Genomic DNA, 20,008 nt, shown 5'->3' on the forward strand with positions numbered 1-20,008 from the left:
GTGCAGAACCGGCCCCTCCCCTCAGATTACCAGCGGTAGTGGCTGAACGCGCGGTTGGCGTCGGCCATGCGGTGGGTGTCTTCCCGCTTCTTCACCGCGTTGCCGCGGTTATTGGCGGCGTCGAGCAGCTCGCCCGAGAGGCGCGCGGCCATCGTGGTCTCCGAGCGGTTGCGCGCGGCGGTGATCAGCCAGCGGATCGCCAGGGCCTGGGCGCGCTCGGGGCGCACTTCCACGGGGACCTGGTAGGTCGCACCGCCGACGCGGCGGCTGCGGACCTCGATCTGCGGCTTCACGTTGTTCAGCGCATCGTGGAACAGCTGCAGCGGATCGGCCTTGGCGCGGGTCTGCATGGTGTCGAGCGCACCGTAGACGATGCTTTCGGCAACCGACTTCTTACCGTCGAGCATGAGGTTGTTCATGAACTTCGACAGGACCTGATCCCCGAACTTCGGATCCGGCAGGATTTCCCGCTTCTCGGGACGACGACGACGTGACATCGCAAATTCCTTGTTTCTGAGCCCCCTCCCCCTCTCTTTCCGTCACCCTGAACTTGTTTCAGGGTCCATAGAGAGGCCGGGCGGCGAGCTAGAGTAAATCCACTTCAACCTGGGCCTGCGGCGCCATGGATCCTGAAACAAGTTCAGGATGACCTGACGCCTTTGGCTGTCAGGTCACTTCGGACGCTTGGCGCCGTACTTCGAGCGCGACTGCTTGCGGTCCTTGACGCCCTGGGTGTCGAGCACGCCGCGCAGCACGTGGTAGCGCACGCCCGGAAGGTCGCGCACACGGCCACCGCGGATCAGCACCACCGAGTGCTCCTGCAGGTTGTGGCCCTCGCCGGGGATGTACGAGATGACCTCGCGGCTGTTGGTCAGACGGATCTTGGCGACCTTGCGAAGCGCCGAGTTCGGCTTCTTCGGGGTGGTCGTGTAGACGCGGGTGCAGACGCCGCGCTTCTGCGGGTTCTGCTCCATCGCCGGGACCTTGGACTTGGCCTTCTGCGGCTCGCGACCCTTGCGGATCAGCTGGTTGATCGTGGGCATGAAGTGCTCTTCACCTGTGTTGTGGCAACCGGGCCGCAGGTGAAGGCTTGCCTCACGACCACGGTCGGGACTGCCGCGCGGGCGGTCCGGGACCGGGATCAGTGAGCCGAAACGCTCCACCCGGGGCGATCGGCCACCGGGTTACTTTGACGGGTTACGCGGACCAGGTCCGCACGCACCGGCAATGTTCAGCTCTCGCACGGACGGCAGACCGCCCGCGGAAGTGCGCGCCCTTACGGACAAACCTGCCGCCGGTCAAGCGCCGGGAGCAGCCGGCCTCCAGCAGCGCGGCGCTCGGCACGGCTGACCGCTCGGTCCGTCGCACGCGCGGCGCCGCTCCTCGCAGCGCGGCGCCGGCGCACTAGGCAGCGGATACCGGAGCGGGCACGGTGGCTGGCCGGGGGCTTTTCCGGATGGAGCAAGCTGACAATGACCAATTGGATTGCAACCCGCCTGACCATGACCGGCGCGATGGCCGCGCTGGTGCTGGCCGCGGCCGGACCGGCCGAGGCCCGGGCCTGCAAGCGCCTCAACAAGACCGAGGGCGCGGTGATCGGCACCGTGGCCGGCGGCGTACTGGGCAAGGTGGTGGCCGGCGGCACCGGCGGTGTCCTGCTGGGCGCGGCGGCTGGCGGCGTGGCCGGGCACGAGATCGCGCGGACCAAGTACAACCGCAACTGCCGGAGCAGCAGCCGCCGCCGCTGAGCGCGCTCAGCCGGTCAGCGCAGCGACCAGCGCCTTGACCTTCTTCTGGCGCCACTGCGGCAGCGGGGCGACCAGCCAGTACCCGCGGCGGGCCTCCTCGGGCTCGCCGCGCAGCAGCCCCGTGGCCGCGGGCACGGCCTCGACCAGCAGATGCGGCACCCGCGCCCGCCCCAGCCCGCTGAGCGCGGCCGAGAGCGCCTGTCCGGCATCGGCGACATGGACCGGCGGCTCGCCTGCTGTCTCGGGCGCGCCATCAGGGGCGGCATTGCCATCGGCCTGGGCGGCGTCAGGATGGGAATCGCCCGGCCAGGCGATCCACGGGCCATCGCCCACCACCTGCATCAGCGCCGGGGCCAGCGGCACGCCTTCGAGATCACCCGGCCCTTCGGCCCAGCGCACGGCAAGGTCGAGATTGGCCTCGGTGAAATCGGCGGTTTCGCTATCGACGATCACGTAGCGCACCTCGGGATGGGCCGCGCGATAGGCGGCCAGTCGTGGCGCCAGCCACGCGGCGAACACGTCGCGCGGGGCGGCGATGGTGAAGACATGGCTGGCCTGCCCGGCCTGCATCGCCCGCACCGCATCCTCGAAATGGAGGAAGCCGGTGCGCAGCGGCTCGAGCCCGGCGGCGGCCTCGTCGGTCAGCTCGAGCCCCTTCGAGGTGCGGCGGAACAGGACCACGCCGAGCAGGTCCTCGAGCGCGCGGATCTGTTGACCGACCGCTGCCGGGGTGACGGCCAGTTCATCGGCCGCGCGGGTGAACGAGAGATGCCGCGCGGCGGCATCGAACACGCGCAGGGCGTTCAGCGGCAGGTGCGTGCGCTTCATGGCCCGGCTCTAGCCAGCCTCCGCGCCGGGAGCAATGGTCCGGCGCCCGGCTGGGCGCCCGCCCCGACCCCCGGTCGGGCCCATGGGCTAGCCGGCGGTGGCCGGCGCGGCGAGCGGGAAATGCGGGATCGCGGCCTCGAACAGCGAACCGTCGCCGCGCTGGAAGGTGTAGAAACCCTCCATCGAGCCATGCGGCGTGGCCAGGGGGCAGCCCGAGACATAGTCATGGCTGCCACCGGGGCGGATCACCGGCTGCTCGCCAACCACACCCTCGCCCTCGACCACGGCCACGTCGCCATTGCCGTCAGTGATGCGCCAGTGGCGGGTGAGCAGCTGGACCGGCTGGTCCGATTCGTTCTCGATCCGGATGTGATAGACCCAGAACCACTTGCCAGCTTCGATGCGCGACTGTTCGGGCAGGAAACTCACGGCGACACGCACCGTGACCCCGCCGGTCAGCGCGACATGCTGAAACAGCTCCTTCATGGCGCCCATAGGTAACCTCTCCGCTGCCTGCGGCAAACCCCTTTCGCACGCCAGCGGTTCCCACGGCCGAAGGGACAGGTGCGCCAGGGTGGCACGAGGGCCGAGGCCCGGCCGGGGCCGCTCAGAGCCCGGCGGCGCGCAGCGCCTGGTCGAGGTCCTCGATCAGGTCGGCCGGATCCTCGAGCCCGACGTTGAGCCGCAGCATGCCATCGACCACGCCCATGTCGGCGCGGCCCTCGGGTCCCATGTTGTGGTGCGTGCTGGTGGCCGGGTGGCACATCAGCGAGCGGGCGTCGCCGATGTTGTTCGAGATGTCGATCAGCTTGAGCGCATCGAGCAACGCCCAGGCCTGCTCGCGCCCGCCATCGAGGACGAAGGCGAAGATCGCGCCCGAATCCGCCATCTGCGCCTTGGCGAGCGCGTATTGCGGATGGCTGGGGAGGCCGGGATGGAGGATCACCGGCACCCGGCTTTCCAGGAAGCGGCCCACCTCGAGCGCATTCTGGCTCTGGCGGCGGACGCGCAGGTCCAGCGTCTCCAGCCCCTTGAGCACCACCCAGGCGTTGAACGGCGACAGGTTGGGCCCGGTGTTGCGCTGGAACGGCAACAGCTTGTCGTTGATGAACTCGGCCGATCCGCAGACCGCACCGGCCAGCACCCGGCCTTGCCCGTCCATCAGCTTGGTGGCCGAATAGGCCACCACGTCGGCGCCGAAGTCGAGCGGGCGCTGCAGCGCGGCGGTGCAGAAGGCGTTGTCGACCACGGTGGTGATGCCGTGGGCGCGGGCCAGCCCGTTGACGAAGGTCATGTCGACGATGTCCATCGTCGGGTTGGCCGGGGTCTCGTAGAAGAACACCTTGGTATTGGGGCGGATCGCCGCCTCCCAGGCGGAATTGTCGCGCGAATCGATGACCGTGCCTTCGATCCCGAAGCGCGGCAGCAGGCTGTCGACGAGCCAGCGGCACGAGCCGAATGCGGCCTTGGCGGCGACAATGTGGTCGCCCGCTGAAAGCTGGCACAGCAACGCGGCGGTCATCGCCGCCATGCCGGTGGCCTGGGTGCGGCAGGCCTCTGCCCCCTCGAGCAGGGCGATGCGCTCTTCCAGCATGGCCACGGTCGGGTTCTGCAGGCGGGAATAGGTCATCCCCTCCTGTTCGCCGGCGAACCGCGCCGCAACCGTCGCCGCGTCGTCGTAGGTATAGCCCGAGGAGAGGAACAGCGCCTCGCTCGTCTCGCCATGCTCGGACCGCCAGGTGCCCCCGCGCACGGCCTGGGTGGCCGGGCGCCAGGCGCGGGTGATCGAGCGGTCCTGTCCGGTGGTCTTCTTCATGGCCCCCGCCTTAGGATTTGGCGGGATCGAGGGCAAGTGCGGCGGCTGACGCTTGCGCCGCCCCGCCCCGCCCCGCTATCGCCCGCCGCGCATGTTCAAGCTGTCGCTTCCTCCCCCGTCGCAGCGCGAGCGCGATCCGCTGCCGATCTGCGCGGTGATCGCGATCGCCTTCCTCGTGCTGCTGTGGCAGCGTCTGCACCTGCCGACGCGGATCTACTTCGACGAGGTCCACTACGTGCGCGCCGCGCGCGAGATGCTGCTGATGGCCCGCCCGCGCAATCCCGAGCATCCGCTGGTCGCCAAGGAGTTCCTCGCCGCAGCGATCTGGCTGTTCGGCGATACCCCGCAGTCGTGGCGGATCTTCCCGGCGCTGTTCGGCGCAGTCGGGCTGTTTGCCTTCAGCCGCGCGCTCTGGCTGACCAGCGGGCGGGCCTTCGCCACGGTGGCCGGAACCCTGCTGCTGGCCACCGATTTCCTGTGGTTCGTGATGAGCCGCATCGCCATGCTCGACATGGTGATGGCCGGGTTCGCCATGCTGGCGATGTGGATGCTGGCCGGCGCGGTCCGCCTGCCTGGCCAGGCGCGGTTGCGGCTCGCCCTGGCCGGGGTGTTCCTCGGCCTGTCGCTGGGCGCCAAGTGGAGCGTGGTGGCCACCGCCGCGCTGCCCGGGCTGGCCTTCCTCGTGCTGCGCCTGCGCCGCCACGGCCGCCGCTTCCTGCTCGCCACGGCGGGTGCGCCCGTCCCCGGGGTCAGCCTGGCCGAGGCCGCGTTCTGGCTCGGCACCCTGCCGCTGCTGGTCTACTTCGCCACCTTCATGCCGGCGTTCTTCTATGCCGAGCGCCCGGTCGATCCGCTCCATCTGGTCGAATACCAGCGCTACATGCTCAAGCTGCAGCAGTCGGTGATCAAGCCGCACCCCTACCAGTCGGTGTGGTGGCAGTGGGTGCTCGACATCCGCGCGATCTGGTTCCTCTACGAGAACATCGATGGCGCCCAGCGCGGGGTGGTGCTGCTCGGCAATCCGCTGACCATGCTCGCCGGGCTGCCGGCAGTGGGCTGGTGCTTGTGGGCCTGGCGGCGCGAGCAGCGCGCCGACGCCCTGGCCGCGGCGTTGTTCTACCTCACCGCGATCGGACTGTGGGTGGCCAACGGCAAGCCGATCCAGTTCTTCTATCACTACCTGTTGCCCAGCACCTTCCTGATGGCCTGCCTGGCGCTGGCGCTCGACGCGCTGTGGCGGCGGCCTGATCGCTGGCGCTGGGTCGCGCCGGGCGTGCTGATCCTGTCGGTCGCGCTGTTCGCCTGGTTCTTCCCGATCCTTTCGGCGGCCAAGCTGTGCTGCGGCAAGCGTAGCTTCGAATGGTGGATGTGGCTGCCAACCTGGCGATGAGGCCGTCGGCTCAGTAGCGGCCCCAGACGAACTTCGAGCTCAGCGCGAAATTCCATACCGAGCCCAGCACGATGCCGATCAGCACCGCGGCGACGTCGTGGAAGCCCATGGCCTTCAGCGCTGCCGCCGAGCCGACGTTGGTCAGCAGCCCGAGCGAGCAGGTCAGCGCGAACTTGGCCCAGCCGCGCAGCAGCGGGGCGAAGCCGCGCAGGCGCTTGTCGGAATAGGTCAGCTCGTTGTTGAGCACGAAGTTGAAGGTCATCGCGACCACCGCGGCGACGGTGTTGGCGATGTTGAAGGTCGTCTCGTTCGACCAGTGGCCGTAGACGAAGCGCTCGCCGAAGACGAGGTGCAGCAACACCCACAGCGCCCCCAGCTGGACCCCGACACCCAGCCCGCCGACCGTGCCGAACAGGGCGAAGCGGGTGGGAATGATCCGCCCCAGCCACTTGTCGTAGAGCCCCACCAGGAACTCGAACACCACGGTCCGGTCGAGCTTGCTCTCGCCCTCGGCGCGCGCCGCGAAATTCATCGGAAACTCCTTGATCCGCAGCGGCTCGTCGACCGTGGCGAGAATGTCGAGCAGGATCTTGAAGCCCACCCCGGACAGCCGGCTGGCGTCCTTGCGCAACACTTCGGTGGGCAGCATGAAATAGCCGCTCATCGGGTCGGACAGGGTCACGCCCGTCACCTTGCGGGCCAGCCGGTTGGCCAGGCCCGAAGCCTTGACCCGGTCGGGCCGACCCCATTCCTCGGTGCTCGCCCCCTCGGCGAAGCGGCTGGCATAGGCGAGGTCATAGTGGCCGCTGCGCAGCGCCGCGAGCATGCCCGGCAACAGCGCCGGATCGTGCTGGTGATCGGCATCCATCACCGCGACCATGGGGGCGGAGGTGGCGCACATGCCCTCGATCGCGGCCGAGGACAGGCCGCGCCGGCCGATCCGCTGCAGCACCCGCACCCGCCGGTCCTCGCGCGCAACGGCGCGGGCCTCGTCGGCGGTGCCGTCCGGGCTGTTGTCGTCGACCACGATCACTTCCCAGGCGATCCCGGCCAGCGCGGCATCGAGCCGCTCGATCATCGAGCGCAGGTTGCCGCGCTCGTTGTAGGTGGGCAGGACGATGCCCAGCTCGATCGGCGCGGGCAGGATCGCGGCCGGCGCGTTCATCTCACAGCTTCCCCAGCACCGCATCGCCGATCGCGGTGGTGCCATAGCTGCCGCCGAGGTCACCGCCGAACACCCCGTCGGCCAGGGCCGCCGCTACGGCCGACTCGATCCGCGCGGCCTCGGCCTCGCGCCCGAAGGAGTGGCGCAGCAGCATGGCGGCCGAGAGGATCGTCGCCATCGGGTTGGCCTTGTCCTGCCCGGCGATATCGGGCGCGGAGCCGTGGATCGGCTCGTAGAGGCCCTTGGTGCCCTCGGCCATCGAGGCCGAGGCGAGCAGCCCGATCGAGCCGACGCACATCGAGGCCTGGTCCGACAGGATGTCGCCGAACAGGTTGCCGGTGACGACCACGTCGAACTGCCCGGGGCTCTTGACCAGCTGCATCGCGGCATTGTCGACGTACATGTGGCTCAGCTCGACGTCGGGGTATTCGGCCGCCACCGCGGTCACCACGTCGCGCCACACTTGCGAGGTCTCCAGCACGTTGGCCTTGTCGACCGAGCACAGCCGGCCCTTGCGCCCGCGCGCGGCCTTGAACCCGGCATGGGCGATGCGCCGCACCTCGCTCTCGCTGTAGGCCATCAGGTCCCAGCCCTGGCGTTCGCCATTGGCGAGCGTGCGGATGCCCTTGTCGCCAAAATAGACGTCGCCGTTGAGCTCGCGCACGATCAGCAGGTCGATCGCCCCGGCCACTTCCGGCCGCAACGCCGAATGGCCCTCCAGCCCGGGGAACACCCGCGCCGGACGCAGGTTGGCGAACAGGCCCAGTTCCTTGCGCAGGCCGAGGATCGCCTGTTCGGGGCGCAGATGCCGCTCGAGATGGTCGCAGGCGAAGTCGCCGACCGCGCCGAACAGGATCGCGTCGGCCGCGCGGGCGATCTCGAGCGTGACCTCTGGCAGCGGGTGGCCGTGCTTGCGCCAGGCCGCACCGCCGACATCGCCCTCGACCAGTTCGAGCCCCGGGAGATCGAGCGCCTGGAGCACGCGCACGGCCTGCTGCGTGACTTCCGGACCGATGCCGTCGCCGGCGAACACCGCAATCTTCATGTCTTTCCTGACCTGGCCTGACCTGGTTTGTCCCTGCCGCCGGATCAGCCGATCCGGTCCAGCCGCTCCCGCAGCACGGCGCGCGCCGCCATAACATCGCCGCCGCTTTCGGCAAGCGCATAGCGCGCGATCAGCGGACCGAGCCGGTCGAACGCGCGCAACCGCTCGGCGGTCTCGGCGGGAAGCGGCGGAGCACTCCCCCCGCCGTAGCCCAGCTCACGCAGCAGCAGGGTCTCGTAGGCGATCAGTCCGGGCAGCCAGCCGCGCGCCGAGGGGGCGAGGCAGACCGCGTCGAGCAGCGCCGCCAGCGCTCGGTAGAGCGCGGGATAAGGCTGGCGCTCGGGCAGGGCCGCGGCGGTCAGCGCGGTGCTCCAGTTGAGCGCGGCCGCCGGCAGCGGCTCGGTCAGGAACGGCGCGCGGCTGGCGGTCAGCTCGATCCGCGCGAAGGGCAGCTGGCTGTCCGAGCGGGCGCGCAGCGCGGCGGCCACGGCATTGCCCGGGATCAGCACCGGCCGCAGTTGGCGCCCCCGTCCGCCCGCGACATAGGCCGCCAGCAGCCCGTGCCGTTCGGTCAGCAGCCGCGCGATCACCGCTGTCTCGCCGTGGGCGCGGACCGCACAGACGATCGCAGGGGCGGACAGTTCCATGGATCGAGGCTGTGGCGCGGAGCGACGAGGCTGGCAAGGGGCGGTCAGCTCCCGTCCCGTCGGGCCAGCGCAGGCCGGAACCCGCCGCAACAGTGCGCTGCCCCAATCACGCGCCGCCGCCGGCGGCGGCGTGACGGACGGCTTGGCTCAGCCCAGCTTGGCCTCCAGCGCGGCGATCCGGGCCTTGAGCTCCTCAACCTCGTCGCGTGCCTTGGCGGCCATGTCCTTGACCGCGTCGAATTCCTCGCGGCTGACGAAGTCGAGCCCGCCCATCGCCTCGCGGAAGCGCTCGCGCGCGGCGTCGCGGGCCTCGCGTCCCATGCCGGCAAAGGTGCCTGCGGCGCTGTTCAGCACCTTGGCGAAATCGGAAAAGAGGGGGTTGTCGCTTTGCATGACCGATACATGGGGATCGTGCCGATCCAGTGCAAGCCTCTAGAGCTGGACCCGCGTCACCGCCGGAGCAGCAGCCGCGCCATCGGCGCCCGGGTTGAGCTGGATGAACTGCCAGTTGAGCACGCTGGCGAACAGGACCCAGGCCAGATAGGGCGCCAGCATCAGCGCCGCGGTGGGCCGCACCCGCCAGAAGGCCACGATCGTCGCGGCCAGCACCACCGCCAGCGCGACGATGATCCAGAACGCCGCGGTCATCTGGTGGAGCGCGAAGAAGGTCGGGCTCCAGGCCAGGTTGACCGCCAGCTGCAGCGCAAACAGGCCGAGCGCGAGGCTGCGCCCCGCTGCCCCGCGCGCCGTCCCGACCGAGGCCGCCGCCAGCCCCATCAGCACATAGAGCACGCTCCAGACGATGCCGAAGGTGGCCGGCGGCGGATAGATCGCCGGCTTCACCAGCGCGTCGAACCACGGGCTGCCCGGGCCGCTCTGCGCGGCCCGGCCCGACACGAAGCCGAGCAGCACGACCAGCGGGACCAGCACCAGCGCCCAGCGCAGGAACGACGCCCTGAGCTGTCCGGTCGACGCAAGCTGGTTCATGTCACCTCGCACACACACACACGATTCGGGAGAATTGCGGGCGATATTGGCGCCCGCCGCGGCGGCTGGCAACTTCAACTCGGAATGAACCGGACTTAATCCGTTTCGGTGTGGTCGCGGCTGGCCCAGACGAGAAACTCGACATTGCCCTCCGGCCCGGTGATCGGGCTCTCGACCAGCCCGCGCACGGCCCAGCCGCTGGCCGTCAGCCAGTCCGAGACCTCATCGCAGACCCGCTTGTGCAGGGCCGGATCGCGCACCACCCCGCCCTTGCCGACCTCGCCCCGGCCGACCTCGAACTGAGGTTTGATCAATGCCACCAGCGTGCAGCGCCGCGCGGCCAGACGCAGCGGCACCTCCAGCACCTTGGCCAGCCCGATGAAGCTGGCATCGCACACCACCCAGTCGCACGGCGCATCGATCAGCGCGGGGGTCAGGACCCGCGCGCTGGTCTGCTCGAGCACGGTCACGCGCGGGTCCTGGCGCAGCTTCCAGGCCAGCTGGTTGGTGCCGGAATCGACCGCGAAGACCCGCGCCGCGCCCTTGGTCAACAGCACGTCGGTGAAGCCCCCGGTCGAACTGCCGATGTCCATCGCCACCGCGCCGGCCGGGTCGAGCGCGAACTGCGCCAGCGCATGGGCCAGCTTGATCCCCCCGCGCGACACCCACGGATGATCGCGCCCACGGACCTCCAGCGGCGCATCGCCCGGCAGCGTCTGGCCCGGCTTGGCCAGCTTGGTCTGGCCCGAAAAGACCACCCCGGCCAGCACCAGTGCCTGGGCGCGTGTACGGCTCTCCGCCAGGCCGCGCTCGACCAGCAGCTGATCGACCCGCTGGCGGCCGGCCGGCCGGGCGGGCGGCGCGGGACGGGCTGGGGGGGCTGGGGGGGCTGGGGGGGCTGGCGGCTGGACCATCGCGGCGGGCTGGGAGTCCGGGGGTTGTCTCGGGAGGCCGCCTCATTCCATACCGTCCCGATGAAGGCAAACCGCGTTTCCCTCCGCCCGCTCGGCCCGCTGCTCGGGCTGGTCCTGCTGGGCGGCTGTGTCGCGCCCGCCGCGCCCCCGCCCCCGGCGCCCCCGCCAGCCGCGCCGCGCCCGGCACCGCCCCCGTCCCCTCCGCAGCCGCCGGCCCCGGCCGACTGGCGCGATGCCGCGGCAACGCCGGGCACCTGGCGCTGGAGCGCGGACGAAGGCCGCTCGGTCGCGCGCTACGGCGTCCCGGGCGCCGAGCCGGTCGCCAGCCTGTCGTGCGATGCCGCCAGCCACGCGATGATTCTGTGGACAAATCGCCCAGCCAGCGAGCCGCTACCGCTCACCGTGACCACCACGGCGACGCGGCGGCTGCTCACCGCGACCCCGCTCCCCGCCGGCGGCACCGCCGTCAGCCTGGCGGCAGGTGATCGGCTGGCTGACGCGATCGCCTTCTCGCGCGGCCGTTTCATGGTGGAAGTGGCAGGTTTTCCAGCACTTTACCTGCCTGCCTGGCCGGAGCTGGGGCGGGTTGCGGAAGACTGTCGCTGAGCGGGGACGGCGCTGCCGACGCAGGCCGGAAGCGGCGAGTGTGACAGGGAAAAACTTGAACACAAGACTTGTTGTTGCGCGCCTTGGCCATATGTTGGGTGGCAAGGACGGGGTGCGATGAAATCGCGCTCCGTCCCAGCCCCGAGAGGGGCGACTTTGGCTCAACAGCGCGAAAGGAGGTGATCCGATGTCTCATGGTTCAGCAGAGAGGTCGGTACAGTCCCGCGCGAGGCATTATCGCTGAGTTTCGATTAAGCGATAAAGGCTTCGTGGGCGGCACTTCCGGCCGCTGACCATGCGAAGGGCAGCACGCTTCGGCGTCGCTGCCCTTCTCATTTGGGGCGTTCGAGCCGTCTCGCGGCCCGCCTGGCGAGCCGCACGTAGTCACCTGCACGGTCCGTTCCGTGCTTGCTGCCGCCCTGCCACAGGCTCAGGCTGAGTACGCGGAGGGTCTGGGGAGCCGCCCGGTCCCCTTCATCCCAGCGCAGGCTGGGATCTCTCACCCCGCCGCGGACGATGCCAGCCTGGGCTGGCATGACGATGGGTTCGGGGTTGATCGGAGCATGAGCGGCAGCCCCGTCCACCCTCTGACCGTCACCCCTGACGGGATCCGGGGCCCAGCTTCCTGCCGCGGCGCTGCACGGGACAGGGCAGCCCGGGACACCGATGCTGGAGCAGGTGGACCATGGCGTTGATGGCGCTGCGCTCACCCTGTGCCACGGATCCCCACTCCCCCCGACCGGGTCGCCGCGTTCCCCGCCTGTCCTACTCGCCGTCCTTGTGGCTCAATTCCCTTGTGCTCCCACGACCCGTCCCAATCTCATCTCGCGCCGTGACACAGGCCGCCGCGGAAGGTCACACCGCAGACCGGCAACCGCTGCAATTTGGCCCTGCGATTCAGCAGCTTGCCCCATGCTGCCACACGCACCAAAAGCGCCCGCGAGTGTCACCCGCGCGTAGTACCCTTGGCCCCCCGGGCTTTTCCCCCTAGAGAGGACCGCAGAGCCTAAGCTATTCTAAAATTTCTTTTGGCTTGCCTTGTGCGTAATTTTCGTACAATGGCTCGCGAAAGACCCAGCAACGAGGACCCGTCCAATGGCCAGCGCCGCACCTGCCCTGTCATTCACGCGCATCACGCATCCGGCGCCGCTGCCGGTCGAGGCGCGGGGCAAGGTGCTGGCGGACCCGGGATTCGGCAAGCACTTTTCCGATCACATGGTCACGATCCAGTGGTCCGAGGAACGCGGCTGGCATGACGCCGTGGTCGGCCCGTTGCAGCCGCTCAGCCTCCACCCGGCCGCGTCGGTGCTGCACTATGCCCAGGAGATCTTCGAGGGGCTCAAGGCCTATCGCCTCACCGATGGGGCGATGGCCCTGTTCCGCCCGCAGGCCAATGCCGCCCGGTTCAACGCCTCGGCGCGGCGGCTCGCCATGCCCGAACTGCCCGAGGACCTGTTCGTCGCCGCCTGCCGCGAGCTGGTCGCGGTCGACCGCGACTGGTTCCCCAGCATCGAAGGCGGCTCGCTTTACCTGCGGCCGTTCATGATCGCGACCGAGGCCTTCCTCGGGGTGCGCCCGGCCAAGAGCTACAGCTTCATCGTGATCGCCAGCCCGGCCGGCAACTACTTCAAGTCGGGCGCCCCGGCGGTGTCGATCTGGGTCAGCCAGTACACCCGCGCCGCACCCGGCGGCACCGGGGCGGCCAAGTGCGGCGGCAACTATGCCGCCAGCCTGGTCCCCCAGGCCGAGGCCATGGCCCAGGGGCATGACCAGACCGTGTTCCTCGACGCCGCCGAGCACCGCTGGATCGAGGAGCTGGGGGGCATGAACCTCTACTTCGTCTTCGCCGACGGCACGCTGATCACGCCGCCGCTGGCCGGGACGATCCTGCCCGGGATCACCCGCGAGAGCCTGCTCACCCTGGCCCGCGAGGAAGGGTTGACCGTGCGCGAGGAGAAGTACGCGATCGACCAGTGGCGGGCCGATGCGGCCAGCGGCAAGCTGGTCGAGACCTTCGCCTGCGGCACCGCCGCGGTGGTAACCCCGGTCGGCCGGGTGACCGATCCAGTCGAGGGCGAATTCGTGATCGGCTCGGGCGGCCCCGGGCAGCTCACCCAGAAGCTGCGCCAGCGGCTGGTCGCGATCCAGCGCGGCGAGGCCGCCGACACCCATGGCTGGGTGATGCGGCTGGACTGAGCCGGCGGGCTTGCGGTTCCGCCAGCGACCAACCACCTTGGGGCTGTTCCCGGTGGACGGACACAGGGACGCCACCGGCCCTCTCCACGCCGGTAAAAACCACCAGATCGGCGCCAGACGCCAGGAGCCCGACCAACGATGACCGACGCCTATACCCCACCTGCCGTGTGGACCTGGAACAAGCCGAGCGGCGGGACCTTCGCCGCGATCAACCGTCCGGTCTCCGGCGCGACCCACGAGGCCGAGCTGCCGGTCGGCACCCATCCGCTGCAGCTCTACTCGCTCGCCACGCCGAACGGGCAGAAGGTCGGCATTCTGCTCGAGGAGCTGCTCGCCGCCGGCCACGCCGGGGCGGAGTACGACGCCTGGAGGATCGACATCGGCCAGGGCGCGCAATTCTCCAGCGGCTTCGTCGCGGCCAACCCGAACAGCAAGATCCCCGCGCTGGTCGACCGCAGTGCCGTTGGCGGGGACGAAGGGCCGGTGCGGGTGTTCGAATCGGGCGCGATCCTGGTCTACCTGGCCGAGAAGTTCGGAGCCTTTCTCCCCACCGACCCGGCCGCGCGGGCCGAGACCTTCTCTTGGCTGATGTGGCAGATGGGCTCCGCGCCGTTCCTCGGGGGCGGCTTCGGGCATTTCTACCACTATGCTCCGGTCAAGATCGAATATGCGATCGACCGCTATGCGATGGAGGCCAAGCGCCTGTTCCACGTCGCCGACACCCGGCTGGCGCAGAGCCGCTACCTCGCGGGCGAGGACTATACCATCGCCGATATCGCGGCCTTCCCCTGGCTGGCCGGGTTCGTCCAGGGCACGGCCTACAACGATGCCGGAACGTTCCTGTCGCTGCACGAATACCCCCACCTGGCCCGCTGGGTCGAGGAGCTGGCGGCGCGCCCGGCGGTGGCGCGCGGACGCAAGGTCAACAGCGCCGACCTGCCCGAACGTCACGCCGCGAGCGATTTCGCCGCGCTGGCCTGAGCCGCCCGCGCAACCCTCTTCCCATGACCGCACGGCGCCGCTATGCGCGCCGGACTGCTGGGGCGTCGCCAAGTGGTAAGGCACCGGTTTTTGGTACCGGCATTCGCAGGTTCGAATCCTGCCGCCCCAGCCAGCCACCCTCGATCCTCCGGCCCGCCGCGGGCCTGCGCCAGGGAGCAGGCATGTCCCCGACCGGTTCCCAGGCGCCCGCGCCCGTCACTGTCGCCGCGCTCTACCGCTTCACCCGGATCGACGATCCGGCCGGGCTGCGCGGGCCGCTCGAGCGGGCCTGCCGTGCCGCCGAAGTCCAGGGCACCCTGCTGCTGGCGCCGGAAGGGATCAACGGAACCATCGCCGGCCCGACCGCCGGGATCGAGGCCGTGCTCGCCCGGCTGCGCGCCCTGCCCGACTGCGCCGCGCTCGACGTGAAGTTGGCCCCGGCCGCGGTTTCGCCGTTCCGCCGCCTCAAGGTGCGGGTCAAGCGCGAGATCGTGACCATGGGCGAGCCGGGGATCGATCCGCGGCGCAGCGTCGGCACCTATGTCGAGCCGCGCGACTGGAACGCGCTGATCGCCGATCCCGAAACGATCGTGATCGACACCCGCAATACCTACGAGGTGGCGGTGGGCAGCTTTGCCGGGGCGATCGATCCGCAGACCGCCAGCTTCCGCGACTTTCCGGCCTGGTTCCGGGCGCGCCGCGCCGAGCTGCTCGGCCGCGGCCGCACGCCGCGCGTGGCGATGTTCTGCACCGGCGGGATCCGCTGCGAGAAATCCACCGCCTTCCTGCGCCAGGAGGGGGTCGACGAGGTCTACCACCTGCGCGGCGGGATCCTGCGGTACCTCGAGGAGATCGCCCCGGACGAGAGCCGGTGGCAGGGCGAGTGCTTCGTGTTCGACGAGCGGGTCGCGGTCGGCCACGGGCTCGCCCCCGGCACCCACGCGCTGTGCCGCGCCTGCCGCCGCCCGGTCAGTCCCGCCGACCGCGCCTCCCCGCTCTACGAGCCCGGCGCAAGCTGCCCGGCCTGCCATGCCGAGCGGACCGAGGCGCAGCGCGAGGCCTGCCGCGAGCGGCATCGCCAGGAGCAGCTCGCCGCGGCCCGCGGCGAGCGCCATGTCGGCGCGGTTCTGGCCAGCGACGATGGCTGACCGCGCGCCCGTCCCGACCCCGGCCCCGGCGCCTGTCCCGGCCATCGTCATCGCCACCGGCGGCGCGGGGCGCCGGATCGGGGGCGACAAGCCGGCGGTCCGCCTGGCCAGGCTGCGGCTGGTCGATCATGTGATCGCCTGGGCCCGCCGCCACGGCGATGCGGTGGCGCTGGCAGGGGCGGCGGACGGCCCGCCCGATCCGTCCGGCCTGCCCACCATCGTTGACCGCCACTCCGGCTGCGGCCCGATCGCCGCGCTGCACGGGGCCATGGTCCATGCGGCCGCGCTGGGCCGTCAGCACGTGCTGCTCCTCGGCTGCGACATGCCGTTCCTGCCGGACGACCTGCTGGACCGGCTGGTAGCGGCGCTGGACGGCGGCGGGGCCGGCGCCGCCCTGCCGCGCCGGGCCGGCTGGCTCCATCCGCTGGCCGGGCTGTGGCGCTGCGACCCGGCCGGGCTTGATGCGTGGATCGAGACGGGCGGGCGGGCGCTGCGCGGCTATGCCGAAACGGTCGGGCTGGCCCTGGTCGACTGGCCTGCGAACGGACCCGATCCCTTCGCCAACCTCAACACGCCCGCCGACCTTGCCGCCGCCGAGGCCAGGCTCAGAGCGCCAGAGCCGTGACCCATTCCCCCGCCCCCCGGGCCGGTGTGCCGGCGGGGCAACGGATCAGCCAGCCGGCCTGGCCCAGCGCCGCTTGCGCGCCGCTGTCCTGGTTGCCGATCGGAACGAGCCCTTCCGCCGCCCAGACCGCCCGCGTGAAGGTCTCGCGCTCGTCGGCCCCGGCCAGCGGCGCGGCCAGCGGCAAGCGCCGCCAGGGCAGGGCTGCCTCAGGGCTCTCACCCTGCAAAGCGGCCAGCAGCGGGCGCAGGAACAGGGTTGCGGTCACCAGGGCCGAGGTCGGGTTGCCGGGCAGGCCCAGCACCAGGCGGTCGCCCACCCGGCCGAACCACACCGGCTTGCCCGGCTTGATCGCCAGGCGCGAGAAGACCAGCTCGAGCCCGTGCGGCTCGAGCATGGCCTTGGCGAAATCGTAGGCCCCGACCGAGGCGCCGCCGGTCACCACCAGCAGATCAAGCCCGGGCAGCAGGGCTCCGGCCAGCCGCGTCAGGCCGGGCAGATCGTCGCCGTGGCTGCCGCGCCAGGTGATGGTCGCCCCGGCCTCGGCTGCCAGTGCCGCCACGCCCAGGGTGACGCTTTCGGGAATCGCCCAGTCCTGCGCGGCGGCCGTCCCCGGTGCGGCCAGCTCGTCGCCGGTGCCCAGCACCGCAACGCGCGGCCGGCGATGGACCGCCACAGCGGCAAGGTCGGCTCCCGCCGCGGTGACGAGCGCGCGTGCGGTCAGCCGGGTGCCGGCGGGCAACAACGTGGTCCCGGCGGCAAAGTCGCTGCCCGCGGTGCGAACATGCCAGCCCGGACCATAGCCGGGGAGAAAGCGGACCGTATCGCCGCTGCGCTGGGCCTGCTCCTGCACGATCACCCGGTCGGCCCCGACCGGGAGCGGGCCGCCGGTGAAGATGCGCACCGCCTGCCCCGGCGCAAGCGGACCGGGATGGGGCTGCCCCGGCCGCGCCTCGCCCACCACCGGCAGCGGCACGCCCGGCGCGGTCGCGGCATCGACCACGGCATAGCCATCCATGGCCGACACCGCGTGGCGCGGGGCGGCCAGCCGCGCGATGACGGGCGCGGCCAGGACCCGCCCGTGCGCCGCATCGAGCGGTACGGTCTCGGCGCCCAGCGGCCTCGCCGTTTCGGCCAGCCGCGCCAGCGCCTCGGTGAACCCGGTCAGCCCGCCCACGCGCCCGATCGCCCGCCGCTCTTGGCCGTCACCCGGATCGCGCCGATCTCCATGCCCTTGTCGACCGCCTTGAGCATGTCGAACAGGGTCAGGCAGGCGACCGAGACCGCGGTGAGCGCCTCCATCTCCACCCCGGTCTGGCCGGTGGTGCGGACCCGGGCCTGGACCGCGAAGCCGGGCAGGTTCTGATCGGGCGTGATCTCAACCACCACCTGCGACAGCGGCAGCGGATGGCACAGCGGGATCAGTGCAGCGGTCTGCTTGGCCGCCATCACCCCGGCCAGCTCGGCCGTGGCGATGACATTGCCCTTGGGCGCTGCGCCGGCCTGGACCAGCGCAAGGGTCTCGGCCGCGCAGCGCAGCACACCGGCCGCTTCGGCCTCGCGGCGGGTCACGGCCTTGTCGCCGACATCGACCATGCGTGCCCGGCCCGATTCGTCGAGGTGCGACAGCCCGGTCATGCCGCCTGCCCCCGCAGCCGCGGGATCTGGCCGGCGATCGAGCACGGCCGGTAGCGGCTGTCGAACTCATGGGCCAGCACCAGGTCCCAGCCGTCCCGGCAGGCGCCGGTGGACCCGGGCAGGCAGAAGATGAAGGTGTCCTCGGCCTGCCCGGCAAAGGCGCGCGATTGCAGGGTCGAGACGCCGATCGTGCCCATGCTGGCCTGGTGGAACACCACGCTGAACCCGTCCATCGTCCGGCGCAGCAGCGGCACGATCGCCTCGGGGGTGACGTCGCGCGGCATGAACCCGGTGCCGCCCGTGGTCAGGACGATGTCGACTGCCGGATCGGCGATCCACTGGCGCACCTGCGCCTGAATCTGCGCGACATCATCTGGGAGAATCGCGCGGGCGGCGAGCCGGTGACCGGCTGCCTGCAACCGCTCGACCAGCAGCGCGCCGGAGGTGTCAGTCTCAAGGGTGCGCGTGTCCGAGACGGTCAGGACCGCGATGTGCAGCGGGTGGAAGGTCAGGCTGGGGTCAATTCCGGGCATGTCAGTCCTGTTCGCGCGCGTGCCAGCGGGCCAGGTCGGCGGTGTCAGCGGCGGTCGGTTCGATCCACCGGGCGCCGGCCACGCTCTCCTCCCGCTTCCAGAACACAGCCTCGGACTTGAGGCGGTCCATCAGGTAGTCCGCCGCCTCGAAGGCGGCACGCCGATGGGCCGCCGCCGTGGCGACGAAGACGATCGCCTCGCCCGGCAGTATCCGCCCGGCACGGTGCAGCACGCGGCTGTGCGCGATCGCGAAGCGCGCATGGGCGGCGGCGGCGATCCCTTCCATCGAGCGCAGCGTGACCGAGCGATAGCTTTCCAGCACGAGCGCCGTGAGCGCCATGCCGTCCCGATCTTCGCTGCGGGCCAGCCCGGTGAAGCTGACGATCGCCCCGGCGCCGGCCGCGAGCGCGGTGAAGTCCGCCAGTTCGGCCGCCGGGTCGAACGGGCCGTCGAGCAGCCGGACCACGGCACTCATCCCCCCGACACCGGCGGGAACAGCGCGGCCAGGTCACCCGGACGGACCACCGTCTCATCGCGCGCCATGGTTTCGTTGAGACAGACCCGGACCTTGCCCGACGCGAGCAAGGGGGCCAAAGCGGGAAAACTGTCGCGCAGACGGACCAGCAGCTCGGCCACGGTGCACCCGGCGGCCGGCAGCGGCACGGTCACCTCGCGGCCGTGCGGTTCGGCCAGCTTGCCGCACAGTTCGACCACAAGGGCAAGTTGCTCGGCCATAGCGGCTCAGCCGCCGATCGAAGCGAGATGCGGCGTGGCCCCGCTATTGCCCTGATGCAGGCGGTGCGTCGGCGCCTTGGTCGCGGTCAGGGCGACGATCCGGGCCACCAGCTCGTCCTGCTGGTCATCGTGCTGGAGCAGCGGCCGAAGGTCGATCCCGCCATCGCCGAACAGGCACAGGTGGAAGCGCCCGTCGGCCGAGAGACGCAGGCGGTTGCAGGTGGCGCAGAAGTCCTGGGCGTAGGGCGCGATGATGCCGATCCGGCCGCGCGCGCCGGGATGGCCGTACTCAACCGCGGGGCCGGCTCCGGGAGCCCGGGCCAGCCGGCTCCAGCCCGCCGCCTCAAGCGCGGCGATCACGCTCTGCCCGGCCAGGTGCCGGTCCGCGAAGAAGGCCGGATTGTCGTTGGTGCGCATCACCTCGATGAAACGCAGCGAGAGGTCGTGCGCCTGAACGAAAGCGATCATCCCGGCGAGCTCGTCGTCGTTGATCCCGCGCATCAGCACCGCGTTGAGCTTGACCGGATCGAACCCTGCCGCCCGGGCCGCATCGACCCCGGCCAGCACCTCAGCCAGCCGGTCATGCCCGGTGATCGCGGCAAACCGGGCCGGATCGAGCGAGTCGACGCTGACATTGATCGCGCTGACGCCGGCTGCGCGCCATTCGGCGGCATGGGCCGCAAGGCGGTAGCCGTTGGTGGTCATCGCCACGCGGCGGATGCCCGGGACCGCGGCGACCCGCCGGGCGATCTCGGTGAACTCGGCGCGCAGGGTCGGCTCGCCACCGGTGAGGCGCACCTTCCACAGGCCGAGCCGGGCAAAGGCGCTGACCGCGCGGACGATCTCGTCCGGGCTGAGCTCGCTCGGCCGGTTGGCCGGCTTGCGGTAGCCGTTGGGCAGGCAATAGGTGCAGCGGAAGTTGCAGACGTCGGTCAGTGACAGCCGCAGGTACTCGAACCGGCGGCCGTGCCCATCGTGCAGCGTCGAGCCCGGCGTCATGCCCGGGCGT

Annotated in this window: 24 protein-coding genes and 1 tRNA gene; 8 read left to right on the forward strand and 17 right to left on the reverse strand. The window is 71.0% G+C overall.

The window, feature by feature from the left end:
- Nucleotides 1–26: 26 nt before the first annotated feature.
- On the reverse strand, nucleotides 27–497 hold the full coding sequence (gene rpsG / locus H7F53_RS04230) for a 30S ribosomal protein S7 (RefSeq protein ID WP_185678242.1): 471 nt from the start codon (nucleotides 495–497) through the stop codon (nucleotides 27–29).
- A 174-nt stretch (nucleotides 498–671) separates the two neighbouring features.
- Nucleotides 672–1,043, reverse strand: a complete 372-nt coding sequence (rpsL, locus tag H7F53_RS04235) for a 30S ribosomal protein S12 (protein WP_169492430.1) — start codon at nucleotides 1,041–1,043, stop codon at nucleotides 672–674.
- Nucleotides 1,044–1,472: 429 nt separating this feature from the next.
- On the opposite strand from rpsL, the gene H7F53_RS04240 reads away from it, so the two are divergent.
- Nucleotides 1,473–1,748: a hypothetical protein gene (locus tag H7F53_RS04240; RefSeq protein WP_246438481.1), complete on the forward strand. Its 276-nt coding sequence runs from the start codon at nucleotides 1,473–1,475 to the stop codon at nucleotides 1,746–1,748.
- A gap of 6 nt (nucleotides 1,749–1,754) precedes the next feature.
- Here the strand turns inward: H7F53_RS04240 and H7F53_RS04245 are convergent, their stop codons facing one another.
- From H7F53_RS04245 to H7F53_RS04255, 3 genes are all read right to left on the reverse strand, one after another.
- Entirely contained in the window at nucleotides 1,755–2,576 is an 822-nt protein-coding gene (locus tag H7F53_RS04245) for a LysR family transcriptional regulator (protein ID WP_185678243.1), read from the reverse strand.
- Nucleotides 2,577–2,663: 87 nt separating this feature from the next.
- Nucleotides 2,664–3,062: a Co2+/Mg2+ efflux protein ApaG gene (gene apaG, locus H7F53_RS04250; protein ID WP_185678244.1), complete on the reverse strand. Its 399-nt coding sequence runs from the start codon at nucleotides 3,060–3,062 to the stop codon at nucleotides 2,664–2,666.
- 121 nt (nucleotides 3,063–3,183) lie between these two features.
- Entirely contained in the window at nucleotides 3,184–4,392 is a 1,209-nt protein-coding gene (locus tag H7F53_RS04255; RefSeq protein WP_185678245.1) for a trans-sulfuration enzyme family protein, read from the reverse strand.
- A gap of 91 nt (nucleotides 4,393–4,483) precedes the next feature.
- Between H7F53_RS04255 and H7F53_RS04260 the strand changes: the two genes are divergently transcribed.
- Nucleotides 4,484–5,782 carry a phospholipid carrier-dependent glycosyltransferase gene (locus H7F53_RS04260; protein WP_185678246.1) on the forward strand — a complete coding sequence of 433 codons (1,299 nt, stop codon included), beginning with the start codon at nucleotides 4,484–4,486 and terminating at the stop codon, nucleotides 5,780–5,782.
- Nucleotides 5,783–5,792: 10 nt separating this feature from the next.
- Here the strand turns inward: H7F53_RS04260 and H7F53_RS04265 are convergent, their stop codons facing one another.
- From H7F53_RS04265 to H7F53_RS04290, 6 genes are all read right to left on the reverse strand, one after another.
- Nucleotides 5,793–6,947 carry a glycosyltransferase gene (locus tag H7F53_RS04265; protein WP_185678247.1) on the reverse strand — a complete coding sequence of 385 codons (1,155 nt, stop codon included), beginning with the start codon at nucleotides 6,945–6,947 and terminating at the stop codon, nucleotides 5,793–5,795.
- A 1-nt stretch (nucleotide 6,948) separates the two neighbouring features.
- Nucleotides 6,949–7,992, reverse strand: a complete 1,044-nt coding sequence (gene leuB / locus H7F53_RS04270) for a 3-isopropylmalate dehydrogenase (protein ID WP_185678248.1) — start codon at nucleotides 7,990–7,992, stop codon at nucleotides 6,949–6,951.
- A gap of 44 nt (nucleotides 7,993–8,036) precedes the next feature.
- Entirely contained in the window at nucleotides 8,037–8,639 is a 603-nt protein-coding gene (gene recO / locus H7F53_RS04275) for a DNA repair protein RecO (RefSeq protein ID WP_185678249.1), read from the reverse strand.
- A 147-nt stretch (nucleotides 8,640–8,786) separates the two neighbouring features.
- Nucleotides 8,787–9,032, reverse strand: coding sequence for an accessory factor UbiK family protein (locus H7F53_RS04280; protein WP_185678250.1), 246 nt, complete (start codon nucleotides 9,030–9,032; stop codon nucleotides 8,787–8,789).
- A 39-nt stretch (nucleotides 9,033–9,071) separates the two neighbouring features.
- Nucleotides 9,072–9,626 (reverse strand): TspO/MBR family protein, encoded by a 555-nt coding sequence (locus H7F53_RS04285; RefSeq protein ID WP_185678251.1) that lies wholly within the window; start codon nucleotides 9,624–9,626, stop codon nucleotides 9,072–9,074.
- A 95-nt stretch (nucleotides 9,627–9,721) separates the two neighbouring features.
- Nucleotides 9,722–10,540: a TlyA family RNA methyltransferase gene (locus H7F53_RS04290; RefSeq protein ID WP_185678252.1), complete on the reverse strand. Its 819-nt coding sequence runs from the start codon at nucleotides 10,538–10,540 to the stop codon at nucleotides 9,722–9,724.
- A gap of 60 nt (nucleotides 10,541–10,600) precedes the next feature.
- Here H7F53_RS04290 and H7F53_RS04295 point away from each other — a divergent pair, with 60 nt between their 5' ends.
- The 6 genes from H7F53_RS04295 to H7F53_RS04320 all read left to right on the forward strand — a co-directional run bounded on the left by H7F53_RS04295 (nucleotide 10,601) and on the right by H7F53_RS04320 (nucleotide 16,096).
- A complete protein-coding gene (locus tag H7F53_RS04295; protein ID WP_185678253.1) occupies nucleotides 10,601–11,146 on the forward strand; it encodes a hypothetical protein in 546 nt (181 codons plus the stop codon).
- Between the two features lie 1,095 nt (nucleotides 11,147–12,241).
- On the forward strand, nucleotides 12,242–13,342 hold the full coding sequence (locus H7F53_RS04300) for a branched-chain amino acid aminotransferase (RefSeq protein WP_185678254.1): 1,101 nt from the start codon (nucleotides 12,242–12,244) through the stop codon (nucleotides 13,340–13,342).
- A gap of 138 nt (nucleotides 13,343–13,480) precedes the next feature.
- Nucleotides 13,481–14,323 carry a glutathione-dependent disulfide-bond oxidoreductase gene (yghU, locus tag H7F53_RS04305; RefSeq protein WP_185678255.1) on the forward strand — a complete coding sequence of 281 codons (843 nt, stop codon included), beginning with the start codon at nucleotides 13,481–13,483 and terminating at the stop codon, nucleotides 14,321–14,323.
- 58 nt (nucleotides 14,324–14,381) lie between these two features.
- Nucleotides 14,382–14,456 (forward strand) — tRNA-Gln (locus H7F53_RS04310).
- 49 nt (nucleotides 14,457–14,505) lie between these two features.
- Nucleotides 14,506–15,471, forward strand: a complete 966-nt coding sequence (gene trhO, locus H7F53_RS04315) for an oxygen-dependent tRNA uridine(34) hydroxylase TrhO (protein WP_185678256.1) — start codon at nucleotides 14,506–14,508, stop codon at nucleotides 15,469–15,471.
- Nucleotides 15,464–16,096 (forward strand): molybdenum cofactor guanylyltransferase, encoded by a 633-nt coding sequence (locus H7F53_RS04320; RefSeq protein ID WP_185678257.1) that lies wholly within the window; start codon nucleotides 15,464–15,466, stop codon nucleotides 16,094–16,096. The genes trhO and H7F53_RS04320 overlap by 8 nt, the downstream gene beginning before the upstream one ends.
- On the opposite strand, the gene H7F53_RS04325 is transcribed toward H7F53_RS04320, so the two are convergent.
- Genes H7F53_RS04325 through moaA form a run of 6 tightly spaced genes read right to left on the reverse strand, consistent with a single transcriptional unit; the run spans nucleotide 16,077 to nucleotide 19,998 of the window.
- Nucleotides 16,077–17,270: a molybdopterin molybdotransferase MoeA gene (locus tag H7F53_RS04325; RefSeq protein WP_343061906.1), complete on the reverse strand. Its 1,194-nt coding sequence runs from the start codon at nucleotides 17,268–17,270 to the stop codon at nucleotides 16,077–16,079. The genes H7F53_RS04320 and H7F53_RS04325 overlap by 20 nt on opposite strands.
- Nucleotides 17,258–17,731: a cyclic pyranopterin monophosphate synthase MoaC gene (gene moaC / locus H7F53_RS04330; RefSeq protein WP_185678258.1), complete on the reverse strand. Its 474-nt coding sequence runs from the start codon at nucleotides 17,729–17,731 to the stop codon at nucleotides 17,258–17,260. The genes H7F53_RS04325 and moaC overlap by 13 nt, the downstream gene beginning before the upstream one ends.
- Complete coding sequence (gene moaB / locus H7F53_RS04335; protein WP_185678259.1) at nucleotides 17,728–18,264, reverse strand: molybdenum cofactor biosynthesis protein B; 537 nt, start codon at nucleotides 18,262–18,264, stop codon at nucleotides 17,728–17,730. Before moaB ends, moaC begins: the two co-directional genes overlap by 4 nt.
- Nucleotide 18,265: 1 nt before the next feature.
- The gene (locus H7F53_RS04340) at nucleotides 18,266–18,739 is read right to left on the reverse strand and encodes a molybdenum cofactor biosynthesis protein MoaE (RefSeq protein WP_185678260.1); all 474 of its coding nucleotides are present in this window, start codon (nucleotides 18,737–18,739) and stop codon (nucleotides 18,266–18,268) included.
- Complete coding sequence (locus H7F53_RS04345) at nucleotides 18,736–18,999, reverse strand: MoaD/ThiS family protein (RefSeq protein ID WP_185678261.1); 264 nt, start codon at nucleotides 18,997–18,999, stop codon at nucleotides 18,736–18,738. The genes H7F53_RS04340 and H7F53_RS04345 overlap by 4 nt, the downstream gene beginning before the upstream one ends.
- 6 nt (nucleotides 19,000–19,005) lie before the next feature.
- Nucleotides 19,006–19,998: a GTP 3',8-cyclase MoaA gene (gene moaA / locus H7F53_RS04350; RefSeq protein ID WP_185678262.1), complete on the reverse strand. Its 993-nt coding sequence runs from the start codon at nucleotides 19,996–19,998 to the stop codon at nucleotides 19,006–19,008.
- Between the last annotated feature and the right edge of the window lie 10 nt (nucleotides 19,999–20,008).

This window comes from Novosphingobium piscinae, from assembly GCF_014230355.1.
GTDB lineage: Bacteria > Pseudomonadota > Alphaproteobacteria > Sphingomonadales > Sphingomonadaceae > Novosphingobium > Novosphingobium piscinae.